General features: G+C 51.6%; 8 protein-coding genes and 1 other RNA gene. 7 read left to right on the top strand and 2 right to left on the bottom strand.

What is annotated here, in order from left to right; translation table 11 throughout:
- Positions 1–183: 183 nt before the first annotated feature.
- Positions 184–2547, top strand: a complete 2364-nt coding sequence (locus tag B051_RS0117485; protein WP_026236491.1) for an ABC transporter permease — start codon at positions 184–186, stop codon at positions 2545–2547.
- Positions 2548–2688: 141 nt separating this feature from the next.
- Here the strand turns inward: B051_RS0117485 and B051_RS22530 are convergent, their stop codons facing one another.
- Positions 2689–2838, bottom strand: coding sequence for a hypothetical protein (locus B051_RS22530; RefSeq protein ID WP_018479518.1), 150 nt, complete (start codon positions 2836–2838; stop codon positions 2689–2691).
- Between the two features lie 128 nt (positions 2839–2966).
- Between B051_RS22530 and B051_RS0117475 the strand changes: the two genes are divergently transcribed.
- On the top strand, positions 2967–4100 hold the full coding sequence (locus tag B051_RS0117475; protein WP_018479517.1) for a transglutaminase-like domain-containing protein: 1134 nt from the start codon (positions 2967–2969) through the stop codon (positions 4098–4100).
- Positions 4101–4349: 249 nt separating this feature from the next.
- Positions 4350–4719, top strand: a transfer-messenger RNA (tmRNA) gene (gene ssrA / locus B051_RS22235).
- Between the two features lie 129 nt (positions 4720–4848).
- On the opposite strand, the gene B051_RS0117470 is transcribed toward ssrA, so the two are convergent.
- Positions 4849–7776 (bottom strand): WD40/YVTN/BNR-like repeat-containing protein, encoded by a 2928-nt coding sequence (locus B051_RS0117470; RefSeq protein ID WP_018479516.1) that lies wholly within the window; start codon positions 7774–7776, stop codon positions 4849–4851.
- Between the two features lie 391 nt (positions 7777–8167).
- Between B051_RS0117470 and B051_RS0117465 the strand changes: the two genes are divergently transcribed.
- The 4 genes from B051_RS0117465 to B051_RS0117450 all read left to right on the top strand — a co-directional run bounded on the left by B051_RS0117465 (position 8168) and on the right by B051_RS0117450 (position 16304).
- Positions 8168–11272, top strand: a complete 3105-nt coding sequence (locus B051_RS0117465; RefSeq protein ID WP_018479515.1) for a SusC/RagA family TonB-linked outer membrane protein — start codon at positions 8168–8170, stop codon at positions 11270–11272.
- Between the two features lie 27 nt (positions 11273–11299).
- A complete protein-coding gene (locus B051_RS0117460) occupies positions 11300–12820 on the top strand; it encodes a SusD/RagB family nutrient-binding outer membrane lipoprotein (RefSeq protein WP_018479514.1) in 1521 nt (506 codons plus the stop codon).
- 198 nt (positions 12821–13018) lie between these two features.
- The gene (locus B051_RS0117455) at positions 13019–14557 is read left to right on the top strand and encodes a S10 family peptidase (RefSeq protein ID WP_018479513.1); all 1539 of its coding nucleotides are present in this window, start codon (positions 13019–13021) and stop codon (positions 14555–14557) included.
- 148 nt (positions 14558–14705) lie between these two features.
- A complete protein-coding gene (locus tag B051_RS0117450; protein ID WP_033317011.1) occupies positions 14706–16304 on the top strand; it encodes an amidohydrolase family protein in 1599 nt (532 codons plus the stop codon).
- Positions 16305–16368 lie beyond the last annotated feature (64 nt).

Below are 16368 nucleotides of genomic sequence, written 5' to 3'. Positions count from 1 at the left end.
GTGTACCGCCAGACAGTGTATCGGAACCGGACACATTTTGTAGGTACATGATGGTAAATAACTGTAAAACAGGGATTTGTAAAGCTGGCATTTTTATTTCTTGTCGTTTTTCAGGATAACCTACACAAGCTCATGCTGATTGAGATTTTGCAGAAGGAATTTAACCAGTTATTGCCTGAAACTATGCTGAAGAACTATTTTAAAATGGCTTACCGCAACCTGATGCGCCACAAGGGCTTCTCGTTGATTAATGTGTCGGGCCTGGCGCTGGGTATGACTTGCAGCATCCTGATTCTGCTGTGGGTGCAGGACGAACTCAACTATGACCGCTTCCATAAGCACATAGAGGACCTCTACATTGTGATGGGGGAGCAGCATTACCCCGGTGCCGATGACCTGATTACCGCAGCCGGGCCGGGTTTGTTGGGGCCGGCCATGCAGCGCGAACTGCCGGAGGTGAAGCACGCCGTGCGGGTGACCTGGGACTCGGATAACCTGTTCACGCACGGAGACAAGGCGCTGAAGCGGAAGGGCTTTTTTGCGGATTCCACGTTCTTCCAGGCCTTCTCTTTCCCGCTGCTGCATGGCGACGCCGCGCAGGTACTGCAGCAGCCCAAATCGGTCGTCATCAGCGACAGCATGGCGCTCGTGTTCTTCGGTACGACAGAGGCAGTAGGCAAGGTGTTCAAGCTCAACAACAGCGAGAGCTATACCGTGACGGGCGTGATGCGGCAAGTCCCCAAAAACTCTTCGCTCCAGTTCGACTACATCATCCCGTTCGCGGATTTCCTGACGAACAACGAATGGCTCACCACCTGGGGAAACTATGGCGTACGGACGTATGTGCAGGTGCACCCCAACACAGATATACCTAGCTTCAACAAAAAGATAAAGTACTTCCTGAAGCAGGATGGGAAAGGCGAACGCGACACCGACTTGTTTGTGCATGCCGTGAAAGACATGCACCTTTACTCCGATTTCAGGCCTGGAAAGACCGAGAGCGGTATGATTATGTATGTGCGCCTGTTCTCCGTAGTGGCCTTGTTCATACTCGTCATCGCCTGCATCAACTTCATGAACCTGGCCACGGCGCGCTCGGCCAAGCGAGCCAAGGAGGTGGGGGTGAGAAAGGCAGTGGGAGCCAGCAAACCCGAACTCATCCGGCAGTTCATGGTGGAGTCCATCCTCATCGCTTTCCTGGCGCTGTTCCTGGCTGTGAACCTGACAGGCATCCTGCTGCCAGCTTTCAACGACCTGACCGGAAAGGCTGTCTCCCTGGATTTGAGCAACCCCAGCGTGTGGCTGATATTGCTGGGTGTGGCCCTGTTCACGGGTTTGGTGTCGGGTAGTTACCCTGCCCTGTTCCTGTCTTCGTTTGACCCAGCGGTTGTGCTGAAGGGCACGGTGCGGCTGAACAACCGGGTGGCTTTGTTCCGCAAGGGGCTGGTGGTGTTCCAATTCGTGCTGTCCGCGCTGCTCATTGTGAGCACACTGGTGGTATACCTGCAGTTGCATTACATCCGCACCAAGGACATTGGCATGCAGCGCGAGAACGTGGTGTATGTGCCGCTGGAAGGGGAACTGAAGGAGCGGTACAGCACCGTGAAGCAGGAGCTGCTGCGGATGCCAGGTATAGCCTCCGTCTCAGCAGCCAGTCAAACGCCTATCCAAATCAGCTCCAACACGGGTGACGTGAAGTGGGAGGGCAAGGAGCCGGGCAAGGAGGTGCTGATTGACTTCTTGCTCACGGATTACGACCTGCTGGAGACAATGGGAATGCAACTGAAGGAGGGAAGGGTCTTCTCCAAGGATTACGGCACCGACACAGCGAATTTCATCCTCAACGAAGAGGCCGTGCGGTTGATGCAGTTGAAGAACCCGGTGGGGCAGCGGCTGAACATGTGGGAGGCAGACGGTCGTATCATTGGTGTCGTAAAGAACTTCCAGTCCCGCTCGATGCACATGAGCGTCATGCCACTCATCATCCGGCTGGACCCTGCCAACACCTATACCAGCTACCTGCTGGCCCGCATTGAGCCTGGTAAAACCACCGAGGGGCTTGCCTCCATGGAAAACGTGTTGCAGAAGCACAATCCTGCCTTCCCCTTCGACTACCATTTCCTGGACGCCGACTTTGAGCGGATGTACAAAAGCGAGAGCGTGATAGGAGAGCTGAGTAACTACTTCGCAGGTATAGCCATTTTCATCTCCTGCCTGGGGCTGTTCGGGCTGGCCCTGTTCACGGCGGAGCAGCGAAAGAAAGAGATTGGGGTCCGGAAGGTGCTGGGGGCATCGGTGTCAGGCATTGTGTTCATGCTTTCGAAAGACTTCCTGAAACTGGTGCTGATTGCCAACCTGATTGGCCTGCCGCTCAGCTGGTACCTGATGAGCAACTGGCTCAACGACTACGCCTACCGCACAGACCTCAGCTGGTGGATATTCGGGTCTGCGTTCCTAGTAACGCTGGTCATCGCCATGTTCACCCTGAGCTTCCATGCCGTGAAAACAGCCATGGCTGACCCCGTGAACTCATTGCGAACAGAGTGACCTTCCTCCTGATAGACTCAGGATAAGAAGTAGAAGAGTAAGGTATAGCAGCCTTGTGAGCGGACCGCTTGCAAGGCTGCTGCTTTTTCATGCGGTATCTCCTTGGCTGATGCCCATGGAAAAAAGATTATCGAAGGCTGATTATGAGGTATTTTCTGCCGCGCCTATACCTGAAATACCGAGTGTCACGAAAGCGGACACATGGTACAGGTTGGTGTGCACGTAACCGGACAGGTATAGCGAAGGGATGTGGCCAAGCTGCTTAAAATCAGGGTTTTGAGTTTTTGGCATCTAAATCTCTTATACCTCTTCAGCTACCCTGGAGCAGAAACAGCTAACAGGTCTAAGTGCTAGGAATTGCACCAGCATCCATCGAACTGAAAACCATTATTAAACCTTAAGTACAACCAAAAAAAATTATGAAAAAATCATTCAACATCCTGTTCGTACTGTTCGCATTGGCCATGCCAGTACTGGGTCAGCAAAAGTACAAAGGCTTGCCCGTCATCGAGGCGAACGCCGCCACCGCCGATTACCGGGTTGGCAAAGACTGGACGAAAGGCAACTGGAACATCATGCCGGAGATTGCCCCGGATGTGCTCAAAGTGCCTGTGCACGGCAAGAGGGCCAACATCACGTTCTTCACTGACCGCGACTCCATCAGCTTCACCGTGAAGGCCGGCAAATCGTACCCGTTCTATGTGCGCCTCAACAACCAGTACGCCTTGACCGAACTGCAGGGCATGGGCTTTGATGCGTTGAAGTTCAACGAAAAGAACGAGGTGCCCGCCTATACCTTCCTGTATGAGCAGAACAACGGCAACAGCTACCTAAACACGCTGCGCGAACAATACAATTTAGACGAGGTAATAGCCGGTGCCACTAACGATACCGAGAAGGCCTTGCGCATGGTCAACTGGGTGCACAAGCAGTGGAAACACAACGGAATGAACGAGCCGACCCGCAACGACGCACTCACCATATTGGCCGAAGTGAAGGAAGGCAAACAGTTCCGCTGCGTGGAGTATGGCATCGTGACGGCAGCCGCGCTGAATTCCCTTGGCCTTGCCGCCCGCACCTTGGGCCTGAAAACAAAAGAAGTCGAGACCACCGAGTTTGGCGCAGGACACGTGCTGCTGGAGGTATACCTGCCAGACCTGCAGAAGTGGGTGCTGCTGGACGGACAGTTTGACGTGATGCCCGTGCTCAACAACGTGCCGCTCAACGCAGTGGAGTTTCAGCAGGCTATCGCCAACAACTACGACGCGCTCGAAATCAGAAGCCTCTCCGGTACAAGCAAGGCACAGTACATCAACTTCGTTTACCCCTACCTGTACTACTTTGACGTGAAGTTTGACAACCGCGAAGGTATAGCCTTGAAGCGCGAAACCATAGATTCGAAGAAATCGCTGATGCTGGTGCCGGTTGGCGCCAAAATCCCGACGGTTTTCCAGCGCGACAAGCCCATGGATTACCTGAAGTACACCAACTCTTTAGTGGACTTCTACCAGGCGCCCCTGCTTGAAACCAAACCTGCCACGGCCCAGAAGTAGTTGGACTATCAGGCAAGCGTAATTTTAATAGAACACACCGCTCCTCCCAAGGTATGCAGCATACCTTGGGAGGAGCGGTTTTTAGGTATAGCCTAACTGCAGCGGGCAAGGATTAAAATCAGCCGGAAACTTTTAAGCAGTCTGCCTGTGTTTATTAATTGACAAAGGCGCATCATACTGCCGGAAATTGCGTATGTTTGTGGCATGCTTCTTGAAGTAGAGACATCAAGAATCCGTTCTTTAACTTATGGGGATGACTGGAATTGACAGCTTGTGCAGATTGCGTGTAAGCATGTCGGGTGATGAGCGTACCACCTGTTAAAAATCCGTTCAAACAATAACTGGCGAATATAACTACGCCATGGCTGCTTAATCTAGGTATTAAGCACTAGCCATAGTCTCGTGCAGGTTTCGTGAATCTGCTTGCACATCAGAGGCTTCGACTCGATTGACTAGTCTGTGTAAGGGTGCGGTGCACAGGCGAAACAAAGCATCTAAGGAGTGCGCATAAGTTTGACTTATACTTGCAAGCTCCCGACAATCTGAATAAGTCTAAGCATGTAGAAAGCCCGTCGATTTCCTTGTCTGGACCAGGGTTCGAATCCCTGCATCTCCACAACCCTAAGCAAAAGGCCCTGCAAGTTATACTTGCAGGGCCTTTTTGTTTTTGGCGACAGACTACGTCTCCCAATCACATGTTGCTATACTCTTTTCAGTGCTGTTCAGAGATTAGACTAATACCTGAATGTTAACCTCTTGTTCTGCTTGGTGGGGCTTTTATCGTGAACTCCTGCACTTGAGTGGCACCGCCTGCGGTTTTGAGCTCCACCTTGTACTTGCCGGGCTGCAGGTATACCACCTTATCCTCTGATGGTGTCAGTTTCACGGCGCTTACTTCGCCTTTTTTTGATGCGTTAATTTCCGCTTCATAGGCTTTCATCTTGGCTTCATCTACAGAGAGGTTGTAAGTCACGTAGTTTAGCCCGCGTTCGCTTTGGTCCTGCAGTTCTTTCACTACCTCCCCCTTCTCGGTCTTGACCAGGATGGACGTTTTGCCTGCGTCTGAGGTATAGAAAGGAATGACCAGTTCTGGCTTAGAGCCTCCTCGCCATGAGTTGCGCTGTTGCCCCCAGGCAGGGTTGTACTGTATTTGGTCTAAGGTGAACAGGCGCAGTTTCTCAGCCATAAGCGCTGGTGTCAGCTGTTGCAGATGCGCCACATTGGCAATGTATATCCCACGGCCATGCGTGCCGACAACTAACTCGTTTTCACGGGGGTGCACCATCAAATCATGGACTGCTACTGCCGGCATCTCAGTGGACATTCGCATAAAGTTTTTGCCTCTATCCAGAGAGATGTACACGCTGTGGTCTGTGCCTACATATAACAGGTCGGGGTTCCTCGGGTCTTCTTTCACCACATTGATTGCCTCCTGTGGCAAGCCATTCCCCAGCCGCTCCCACTTTTTGCCGTTGTCTTCCGATGCGTATAGGTATGGCGTGAAATCATCCCAGCGATAGCCATTCAAGGAGGTATACACCCGCCCCTCTTTATGATGGGAGGCAACCAGCGTAGACACCCACAGGTTCTGTGGCAGTTTATCAGAAATACGCTCCCAATTGTACCCGCCATCTTTAGACACATGAATCACACCGTCATCGGAGCCAGTATAGAGCAGACCAAAACGTAAAGGCGATTCATTGATGCAGGTTAGGGTGCCATAGCTCACATTTCCCTTTTTGCCGCCGTTTGTCAGGTCACCGGATAAGGCTTCCATGTCATCTCCTTTCTTGAAGGAGCGGTGCAGTTTGTTGGAGCCAAAGTACAGGATGTCCTGGTTGTGGCGGCTCAGGTGGATGGGAGACTCCCAATTGAAGCGCAAGGGAGTTTCTCCTAGCTTATGGGTTGGCTTGATGGATGTACGCTCCCCAGTCTGCTTGTTCACCCGGGAGTAGTTACCGAACTGTGACCCCACGTATACTGTGTTGTTGTCACGCCAATCTACCTGTACCATCATGCCATCGCCTCCGCCCAGACGTTGGTACGGATAGAAGCCGTTGGCTGTCCAGGCGTTGGATTGGGTATAATTGTTCGGGCCATACCAGGTGCCGTTGTCCTGCAAGCCGCCATACACGTTGTATGGTTTGGCCATGTCTACTTCAATGGCATAGAACTGTGCAACAGAAGGCACATTGACTTTCAACCAGTTCTCTCCGGCATCATACGAGATGTTGAGGCCGCCATCATTTCCTTCTATCAGGTGCTCAGGTTTTTTTGGGTTTATCCAGAGAGCCTGGTGGTCAGAGTGCACGTTAGGACCTCCAATGGTCTTAAAGGTTTTCCCGCCATCATCAGAAGTGAAAAGCGGGACTCCCAGGGTATAGATTTTATCTGGGTTGGTAGGCGACACCCGGACTACACCCAAATAGTAGCCAATTGTCGAATAAAGCCCATCAATGTATCCGCTGTGGGTCTTTTTCCAACTCTTGCCTCCATCGTCGGTACGATACACTTCAGCCCCAATCACATCGGGTAGGGGGTCATTGGTTGGGTCTACGAGGTACTGATTAATCGCAGCAGGTTTTACTTTACCACTCTTGACCATTTCCTTGATGCCCTTGGCACTGTAATCTCTCGGAAACTGATTCTCATCCAGGAACTGGTTTATTTCTTCATCCTTCAGATTCAGAAACGCCTCTGCTGACATGGCCGAGAACGAATCTGCAGTGAGTGCGGCTTTGTTTTGCGCCTTGTTCTCTTGTGCGCGTGGGTCAAAATTATCTACCAGAGCATACATGATATTCGGGTTGCCCGGGAAGATGCTCAAGCCTATACGTCCCACACCCTCTGTGTCAGGAAAGCCATGTGCTGCCGTGCTGATGTCTGCCCAGGTGTTGCCCCCGTCCGTCGACTTATAGACACCGGAAGTCTTGCCACTTTCCACGAAATCCCAGGCGCGGCGCTCACGGTGCCACATGGCCGCGTACACGTTGTTGGGGTTCTTGGGGTCCACCTGCAAATCAATGGCACCAGTGTTGTCATCTATATAGAGCGTCTTTTTCCAGGTCTTGCCGCCGTCAGTCGTCTTGTATACCCCACGGTCTTTGTTCGGGGAGTAGAGGTGGCCGAGTGCCGCTACCCACACGGTGTTCGGGTCAGTCGGGTGCAGGATAATCTTACCGATGTGGTGTGTATCGTCGAGGCCCATGTGCTGCCAGGTCTTGCCGCCGTCGCTGCTCTTGTAGACGCCTACACCGGAGTAGGAAGAGCGGGAGGAGTTGCTCTCGCCAGTGCCTATCCAGATGGTCTCTTTGTTGTTCCAGTCCACGGCTATGTCGCCGATGGTCATCACCGCTTCACTGTCGAAAATCGGCTCAAACGTGATGCCATTGTTGGTCGTTTTCCAGAGACCGCCGGAGGCATAGGCCGCGTAAAAGGTAGTAGGGTCTTCCGGGTGGCCTTCAATATCCGATATGCGGCCACTCATAACGGTTGGTCCTGCATTTCGGAATTTCACGTTGTTTACAAGTGACTCCTGCGTCAACTGCTGTCTCTTCTCAAAAGCTTGTAGCCTTTGGGTGGCAGGTGTAGCACCCGGCTGTTTTCCTTTTTTCTGGGCTACTGCTGTTCCTCCAAGAGCCAACAGCAGTGCCAGTGATAGTACACGTTTTTGCATATGTTAAATCGAGTTAGTTAATGCTAGGTTCGGTTCTTTTATAAATTCTATTTTTAATAGCAGCAAGTAAGGCCAGTAAGATATTTTGGCCTTAGTATATGTCCCGTTCGTTAGCTAATCTTCTACATACCTGACATGTGCTATACCTAATGAAAGTATTCTCTTATTCCTTTTTTTAAGGCGCGTTGGGTGCCTGTTTTATGGTTGAACAGCAGGCGATTAAGGCTTGCTGCAAGGTTAATGCAGGATATGCTTCGAAGATAGGGCAATGCAGTTAACCAAAATTGTCTATTCCTAAACCAGAATTAACATAAGCTGTCATTTCACGCTTTCAGCCTCAAATCGTAACTCTTAATTATTTATATTTCCTTAGCAACTAACTATAGATGTTATGGAAAAAAAGCTACTCTTATTCTTCCTGTTCTTAAGCATTCAGGCAATGGCTTTCGCGCAGGACAAGGAAATTACAGGCAAAGTTGTCGCAAAGGATGACAACTCACCTATGCCGGGTGTGACGATAGTTGTTGAGGGTCTGGCGAGGGGCACGCAGACAGACATGGAAGGCAACTTCCGTCTGCAGGCACCCGAGGGGGCAACACTCATTGTTTCCTTCATTGGTTTTGTAACCCAGAAAGTACCCATTACAAACCAGAGCGTGTACAACATAAGTATTGCTCAGGACTCAAAGCAGCTGCAGGAAGTCGTTGTCACATCTTTCGGTATTGAAAGGGACAAAAAATCGTTGGGGTATGGCGTGAGTGGCGTCAGTTCAGACGAAATCACCAAGGCCCCAGTAACGGACGTGACAAATGCCTTGGCCGGTAAGGTTGCCGGTGTGCAGATATCCGGAACGGGCGGGGGGCTCTCCAGCTCTAACATCACCATTCGCGGCTTCTCCAGTATCACAGGCAGTAACCAGCCTCTGTTTGTGATAGATGGCGTGCCGATTGATAACAGTGGCGGCAGTAACAGTGTCAACGCGGGGGTGGCAAGCTCCAACAGAGCCTCTGACATCAACCCGGATGATATAGAGAGTATGAGCGTGCTGAAAGGTGCGGCCGCAACGGTGCTTTACGGGTCAAGAGCAGCCTCTGGTGTTATCCTCATTACCACCAAAAAAGGGAAGATAGGCACAAAGAACCAGATTAATTTCACTTCGAACTTCGGATTAGGGACCATGAACAGGTTCCCTGATTTCCAGAACGAGTACGCGCAGGGCACCAATGGGAACTATGCCAACAATGTGCCCGGCTCGTGGGGTCCCCGCATAAGTGGACAAACGGTTAAAAACTGGTTCGGAAACGATGAGACTCTTAGGGCTTACCCAGATAACGTGAAGGATATTCTGCAGCATTCTCAGTTCATACAGAATACGCTTAGCTTCTCTGGGGCTACGCCCAAGTATAATTACAGGATTTCCTATGGCAACACGCACGAGACAGGCCTGGTGCCAAACAACGAGTTGAACAGAAACTCTTTCAGCATAAACGCAGGCACCAGTGTGACCGACAAATTCACGGTAAACACCTCCATCAACTACATAAACAACCGTTCGCAAAGGACACAGGCGGGTAACCAGGGCTCTAACCCACTTTGGAGGGGAATTTATACACCAAGGAGCTATGATTTGACAGGAATGCCTTACCAGGATGAGCTTGGGAATCAGTTGTGGTTTGCAGGTGAGGACCAACCTTACTGGGCTATTGAGCATGTGCGCTTCTCGGACGAAACGAACAGGATGTATGGCAACCTGAACCTAGCCTATGACTTCACGGATTGGCTGCGCGCAGACTTCAGAATTGGTGGTGACGTTTTCGCCACCAACAGCAAAGGCTTCGATGACAAGGGAATCCGCAGCAACGGCAACACAAACTCCGCCGGCTCCGGTGGCGTCATAGATAGGGAGGTATTCTCCCGTGATATCAACTCCTACCTTACCGTAACAGGAGACAGGAGAATCAGTGAGGACTTCAGGCTGACGGCCACGTTGGGAAATGAAGTCATCTCCAATTATGACAGCAACCTCTCGGCCGTAGGTCTGGGTATAGTGGTGCCTGGCTTTGACAACCTGAAGAACTTCCTTTCCTATAACCCCTCTGCCAGCATTACAGAACGCAGATTAATGGGCTTTTTTGGGGACTTCATCGTGGACTACAAAAGCTTCCTGACCCTGAACATCAAAGGTAGGAATGACTTTTCATCCACCTTGTCAAAGGAGAACAGGTCCATCTTCTATCCTGCTGTAGCGGTGAGCTTTATCCCAACCGAGGCTTTCTCTGGTTTGAAGGGAAATGTGCTCACATCGGCTAAGATACGAGCGAACGTCGGGGAAGTAGGCAAGGGAGCAGGCGTGTACAACACCTCAACCTACTGGGGGCAGGCGAGCGCTGGTGATGGCTGGGGCTCTACAGGCATCAACTTTCCGTTCAATGGCCTGGCCGGGTTCACCTATAACAACTCAGCCGGTAATTACAACCTCCAGCCGGAGTTCACACGCGAGATTGAGCTGGGAACAGAGCTAAGCTTCTTCGGAGACCGCCTGTATATGGATGCATCCGTGTACCGCAGAGACACCAGAAACCTGATTTTCGCTGTTCCGGTTCCTGCAACCTCAGGTTATACCAGTACGATCACCAATGCCGGTAAACTCTCCACAAAAGGTCTGGAGGTGCTGGTTTCAGGAAGCCCTATCGCTGGCCCGAACTTTAAATGGGAGTCAACAGTCAACTTCACCACCTTCAGAACCGTGGTAGAGGAACTGGCGCCAGGCGTGCAAAGACTGACAATCGGTGGTTTTACCTCTCCTAACACACAGGCTGTGGTAGGGGAGCAGTACGGACTTATCTACTCTACCGACTACATGCGGGATGATCAGGGAAGGATGATTATTGGTACAAACGGCTTGCCGCTTACGGCTCCGGGTGTTTCAGCAACAGGTAACCCTAACCCAAAATTCACCATGGGCTTCTCCAACAACTTTTCTTACAAGGCCTTCAACCTGTCCTTCCTGGTGGACTGGAAGTACAAAGGAGACATACTGTCGAGAACTGTCGGCGATTTAAGAATCCAAGGAGTTGCAGCCGAGACAGCGGAGTTCCCACGCTTCAACGCAGACGGTACGCCTAACAAGCCCTACCTATTTGAAGGAGTGCTTCAGGATGGAAGACCAAATGATATCTATGTGACGGCACAGGACTACTGGGGCCTGAGAGGAAAGTATGTTGCCTGGTCTGGCTATGTTCACGATGCCTCCTTTGTGAAGCTCCGTGAGGTCACACTCAGCTATAACCTTCCGAAAGCAACGCTGGAAAAAGTGGGCTTCATCAATGCACTGCAGGTGTCATTGTATGGCCGCAACCTGCTCACCCACGCGCCAAACTACCCGCACCTGGACCCTGAGCAGAACCTGCAAGGCGTAAGCAACTCCCGTGGATTGGAGTTTGGTATACAGCCAATCGCCAGGACGGTAGGTGCGAGTTTAAGGGCCACTTTCTAATCCTTTGTTTACTAAAAAGATACAGATATGAAATACCATAAAATCCTATACATAGCCTTGCTGTCCGCCGGTCTTGTCTTCCCTTCCTGCGAAAGCTTCTTTGACGTGAACGAGGACCCGAACAACATAAAGGAGGCGCGTGTGTCTGAGATTCTTCCGTCAGCCACCACAAACATCGGCTTCATGGGTGTCAGTGACCTCATGCGCTACAGCAACCTGATTATGCAGCAGTTTTCAGGACATGGCCCGGTTCTCAACAATACGTTCACGAACTATGAGCGCTATTCTATCAGTGATTCGGATGTGAACAACACCTGGAACAGTATTTTTGCTGGCATACTGGCCGACTTGGAGCAGTTGATACGGATATCCACTGAAAACCAGAGCCCGCATTATTCCGGCGTCGCTAAAATACTGAAGGCCTATACCTACCAGGTGACTGTAGACGCCTGGGGCGATGTGCCTTTCACGGAGGGCCTAAAGTTTGGGGAGGTGCTATACCCTAAATACGATGACGATGCCGCCATTTATCCGAAGCTGATTGAGCTGCTGGACCAAGGTATAGCAGAGATAAACGCACCCACCTCAGCACTAGAGCCCAATACTTTCACCACGATTTACCCAGGCTCTAGCTGGGTTTCCTCAAAAACGAAGTGGGAGAGACTAGCCAACACTCTTAAGCTCAGGATATATTTGCATTACAGCGAGGTGGACCCCGGGCTGGCCTCTCAGCAGATAAACGCCTTGATTAACAGTGGTGTAGAGTTCATGCAGTCAAATGACGATAACTTTGAGATGAGTTTCCTGAACCAGCCCCAAAGGCAGAACCCGCTTACAAGTATAGAGGGAGGTCAGTTCCGGAATCAGTTCTTCCCGAACCGCTTCATCGTGGATTTGATGAATGAAAAGGCAGACCCGCGGCGCTCGTCTTACTTCGTGGCTTTCCCCTACAACACGGAGAGCTATAAGGGTTCGACCATCCTGGAGACTAACCCTTCCGTGAAATATTCAAGATTGCACAGCTATCTCAAGGGAACACCTTCTGCTGTAAACACAGCGGGCGTTAACGCCGATGGTAGCCTGGAGGGTACGGCTATCACGTATGGGGGGGATGCTCCTTCCAGGTTGTTGCTCTACGCCGAGTATAACTTCATCCGGGCGGAGGCGGCGCTGCGATTTGGGGCTCCAGGCGATGCGGAAACGTTCTTCAAAGAGGGAATCAGGGCGTCGATGAGTGAGGCTGGAGTGCCGCAAGAAAAGATTACAGAATACTTGGCCGCGCATGGTACTCTGGTAGGTTCTCAGAGTGAAAAGCTGGAGCAGATTATCAATGAGAAGTACATCGCGAACTTCGGTGTCATTATGGAGAACTGGACGGATTGGAGAAGAACAGGCTTCCCCGCCATCACCCCTATACCTACGCCAGTCGCTGTATGGAACGACGTGCCAAGGTCGCTGTTTTACCCTTTCAATGAAGTGAGCAGCAACCCCAACATCGATCAAAAGGAGACACTGTTGGAAAGGGTCTTCTGGGATGTCCGGCAATAAGGCATAAGCAGGCATCCCCCATCAAGGAGATGCCTGCTCCCATACTTGAGCTATACCTGTCCTCCTGATGACGCCCACCTACCGGATTTGACTTTTATGTCTTTTAATACAATCCGCGGTGCAGAATCTTGAGGAGCAGTAACAGGCTCGGCTGGTTAGCAACAATAGTTTGAATAAGATTTTTAATGTAAAGAGAAAATGAAGCAACTGTATACTTTCATCCTCCTCCTAGCTGTTGCCATTCTTCCTGTCACCGCACAGCAATTAATCCCTAAGACTGATTCGACTGTCACGACAAAGCATGAGGTAACAATCAAAGGAAAGCGTGTCCCCTACACCGCCACGGCAGGCACGCAGCCCGTCTGGGATGAGGACGGCAAACCCATAGCCGGCTTGTTCTATACCTATTATGAACGGACGGACGTCAAAGACAAGGCCAACCGGCCACTGGTGATTTCTTTCAACGGTGGGCCCGGGTCAGCCTCTGTGTGGATGCACATTGCCTATACCGGACCCCGGCTGCTCAACATTGATGATGAAGGATACCCTTTGCAGCCCTACGGGATAAAGGAGAACCCGCACTCTATACTGGATGTGGCCGACATCGTGTATGTGAACCCAGTCAACACCGGTCTTTCCAGACCCGTCAGCACGCTGTCTAAAGAGGAGGTCCAGAAGAAGTTCTTCGGCATCAACGCAGACATCAAGTACCTGGCCGGCTGGATCAACACCTTTGTTGGAAGGAAGAACCGGTGGGCCTCTCCCAAGTACCTGATTGGCGAGAGCTATGGCACCACCCGGGTTTCTGGCCTGGCGCTGGAGCTTCAGAACGCCCATTGGATGTACCTGAACGGGGTAATCCTGGTTTCGCCCACTGACCTGGGCATCAAGCGGGACGGTCCTGTCGCGTCGGCCAACATGCTGCCTTACTATGCCGCCACAGCCTGGCATCATAAAGTGCTGGAGCCAGGCCTGCAGCAGAAGGACCTGACAGCCATGCTGCCGGAGGTGGAAGAGTTCACCATCAATGAGCTGATTCCTGCCATCACAAGAGGGTGGAGTCTGGGTGACCAGAGGAAGAAAGAAATAGCAGCAAAGATGGCCCGTTACTCCGGCCTGTCGCAAGAAGTGATTTTGCAGCACGATTTGAACGTACCTCCTGCCTTTTTCTGGAAGGAACTGCTTCGCAAGGAAGGCTTCACGGTAGGAAGGCTGGATTCGCGCTACATCGGAATCGACCGCCAGGAGGTAGGCCTGCGGCCTGACTACGCCCCTGAACTCACCTCCTGGCTCCATTCCTTTACACCGGCCATCAACCTCTACATCAAAGACCACTTGAAGTACAAGACAGACATCAAGTACAACATGTTCGGGCCCGTGCGGCCCTGGGACCGAAGCGACGACAACACAGGTGAGAACCTGCGGCAGGCCATGGCACAGAACCCGAACCTGCACATGATGGTGCAGTCAGGCTACTATGACGGGGCGTGTGACTACTTCAACGCTAAGTATAACATGTGGCAGATGGACCCGAGCGGCAAGATGAAAGACCGTATGAGTTTCAAAGGGTACCGCAGCGGTCACATGATGTACCTGCGCAGCGAAGACCTCGCCACTTCAAACGAGGACATCCGCGAGTTTATACGTGCCTCATTGCCTAAGCCCGGGCAGCCGGCCCAGTACACACGCAAGAAAACGGCAGGCGGTAACACGACCAGCCAATCTAACGGGCAGTAAAATAGATTGAGTGAAAGTCTGGCCTTCAGCTTCCGAAAGCGAATGCGCGAAGACCAGGATGTTTATAGTAGAGTAGTAGGATTACGTGAAGCTCTACCTCTCAAAAAGGGGTAGAGCTTTATGTTACTAATGATGTATAGACCCCTTTATGAAACGACATAAGAAGAATATTTTAATGGTACTGTGCCTGTTGATGCAGTTGGGTGTGCTCGCCCAGATTCCTGAGGTGCCTAATCGGCAGGAAGGTGAAGGGCCCTGGCCGCAACTGATTATAAGAGGCGTGATTCTGATAAACAGTACGGGGTCACCGCCCCTGGGCCCTGTGGACATCGTGGTAGAGAACAACCGCATTACCGATGTGCGGATGGTGGGCACAACAGGCCTGCCAGTTGACCCGGCCAAGCGTCCGCAGCTTAAACCAGGAGGCAAGGAACTGGATGCCACCGGTATGTACCTGCTGCCAGGCTTCGTGGACTCACATGCGCATATCGGGGGGAACAACGGCACCGACGCAAGCTATGTCTACAAGCTATGGATGGCTCATGGTGTCACCACCATCCGGGAGCCCTCAGCGGGCAATGGTCTGGCTTGGACATTGGAGCAAAAGAAAAGGAGCGAGCGGAACACGATTACGGCTCCCCGCATCAAAGCCTATACCCGGTTTGGGATGGGCAGCAAGCAGCCTATAGCCACGGCAAAGCAAGCACGGGATTGGGTCAGGCAAAACGCGAAGAATGGGGCCGACGGGATTAAGTTCTTTGGTGCTGCCCCTGAAATCATGCAGGCTGCTGCGGAAGAGAACAAGAGGCTCGGCTTGAAATCGGCGATACACCATGCCCAGACAGACGTAGGGCGCTGGAACGCCATGCATAGCGCCAAAGCTGGTATAAGCTCATTGGAACATTGGTATGGCCTTCCCGAAGCGATGTTCACTGATCGTACGATACAGGACTATTCATTGGCATATAACTATACGAACGAACAGGACCGTTTCAGTGAGGCAGGAACTTTGTGGAAGCAGGCGGCGGCGCCGTTCTCTGACCGGTGGAGCAAGGTGATGGATGAACTGATTGCGCTGGACTTTACCCTGAGCCCGACCTTTAACATTTACGAGGCGAACCGCGACCTGATGCGTGCTCGGAGAGCAGAATGGCACGAGGAGTATACCATGCCCAAACTCTGGGATTTCTATGCGCCCAGTTGGAACGCCCATGGCTCTTACTGGCACTCCTGGGGAACCGAGCAGGAAGTGCAGTGGCGGGAAAACTTCAGGCTGTGGATGGCCTTCATCAATGAATACAAAAACCGTGGCGGCAGAGTGACAGTGGGTACAGACTCGGGCTTTATTTACGAACTGTTCGGTTTTGCCTATCCCAGGGAGATGGAGCTGCTACGGGAGGCAGGTTTCCACCCTTTAGAAGTTATCAAAGCCGCCACGTTGAATGGCGCCGAACTCCTAGGTATGGAAAAAGAGATCGGCAGTGTAGAAATAGGGAAACTGGCTGACTTCGTGATTGTGGAGGAGAACCCACTTATGGACTTCAAAGTGCTGTACGGGACCGGTGCCATCCGGCTGGTAGAGAACAACCAGGTGACTCGAGTTGGAGGCGTGAAATACACCATCAAAGATGGTATCGTGTACGATGCAAAAGATTTACTGGCTCAGGTGAAGAAAATGGTAGAAGAAGAAAAAGCTAAAACAGGGTATCAGATTATTCAGCCAGGTATAGCCCCACATAAACACTAAGCCTACGTAGGCTCTATGCATATAAAAAAGCCTCTATGACTTAGACAAATTTCTGGTCATAGAG

Origin of the sequence: Pontibacter roseus DSM 17521 (assembly GCF_000373265.1) — a bacterium.
Taxonomy (GTDB): domain Bacteria; phylum Bacteroidota; class Bacteroidia; order Cytophagales; family Hymenobacteraceae; genus Pontibacter; species Pontibacter roseus.
The sequence above is the reverse complement of the archived record's forward strand: the minus strand, read 5'-3'. Positions and strand labels throughout refer to the sequence as shown.

What these genes read in the sequence shown, in the direction of transcription:
- B051_RS0117470 (WP_018479516.1), bottom strand. Translation starts at nt 7,776, where the DNA reads ATGCAAAAACGTGTACTATCACTGGCACTGCTGTTGGCTCTTGGAGGA.
- B051_RS0117450 (WP_033317011.1), top strand. Translation starts at nt 14,706, where the DNA reads ATGAAACGACATAAGAAGAATATTTTAATGGTACTGTGCCTGTTGATG.
- B051_RS0117460 (WP_018479514.1), top strand. Translation starts at nt 11,300, where the DNA reads ATGAAATACCATAAAATCCTATACATAGCCTTGCTGTCCGCCGGTCTT.
- B051_RS0117485 (WP_026236491.1), top strand. Translation starts at nt 184, where the DNA reads ATGCTGAAGAACTATTTTAAAATGGCTTACCGCAACCTGATGCGCCAC.
- B051_RS22530 (WP_018479518.1), bottom strand. Translation starts at nt 2,838, where the DNA reads ATGCCAAAAACTCAAAACCCTGATTTTAAGCAGCTTGGCCACATCCCT.
- B051_RS0117455 (WP_018479513.1), top strand. Translation starts at nt 13,019, where the DNA reads ATGAAGCAACTGTATACTTTCATCCTCCTCCTAGCTGTTGCCATTCTT.
- B051_RS0117465 (WP_018479515.1), top strand. Translation starts at nt 8,168, where the DNA reads ATGGAAAAAAAGCTACTCTTATTCTTCCTGTTCTTAAGCATTCAGGCA.
- B051_RS0117475 (WP_018479517.1), top strand. Translation starts at nt 2,967, where the DNA reads ATGAAAAAATCATTCAACATCCTGTTCGTACTGTTCGCATTGGCCATG.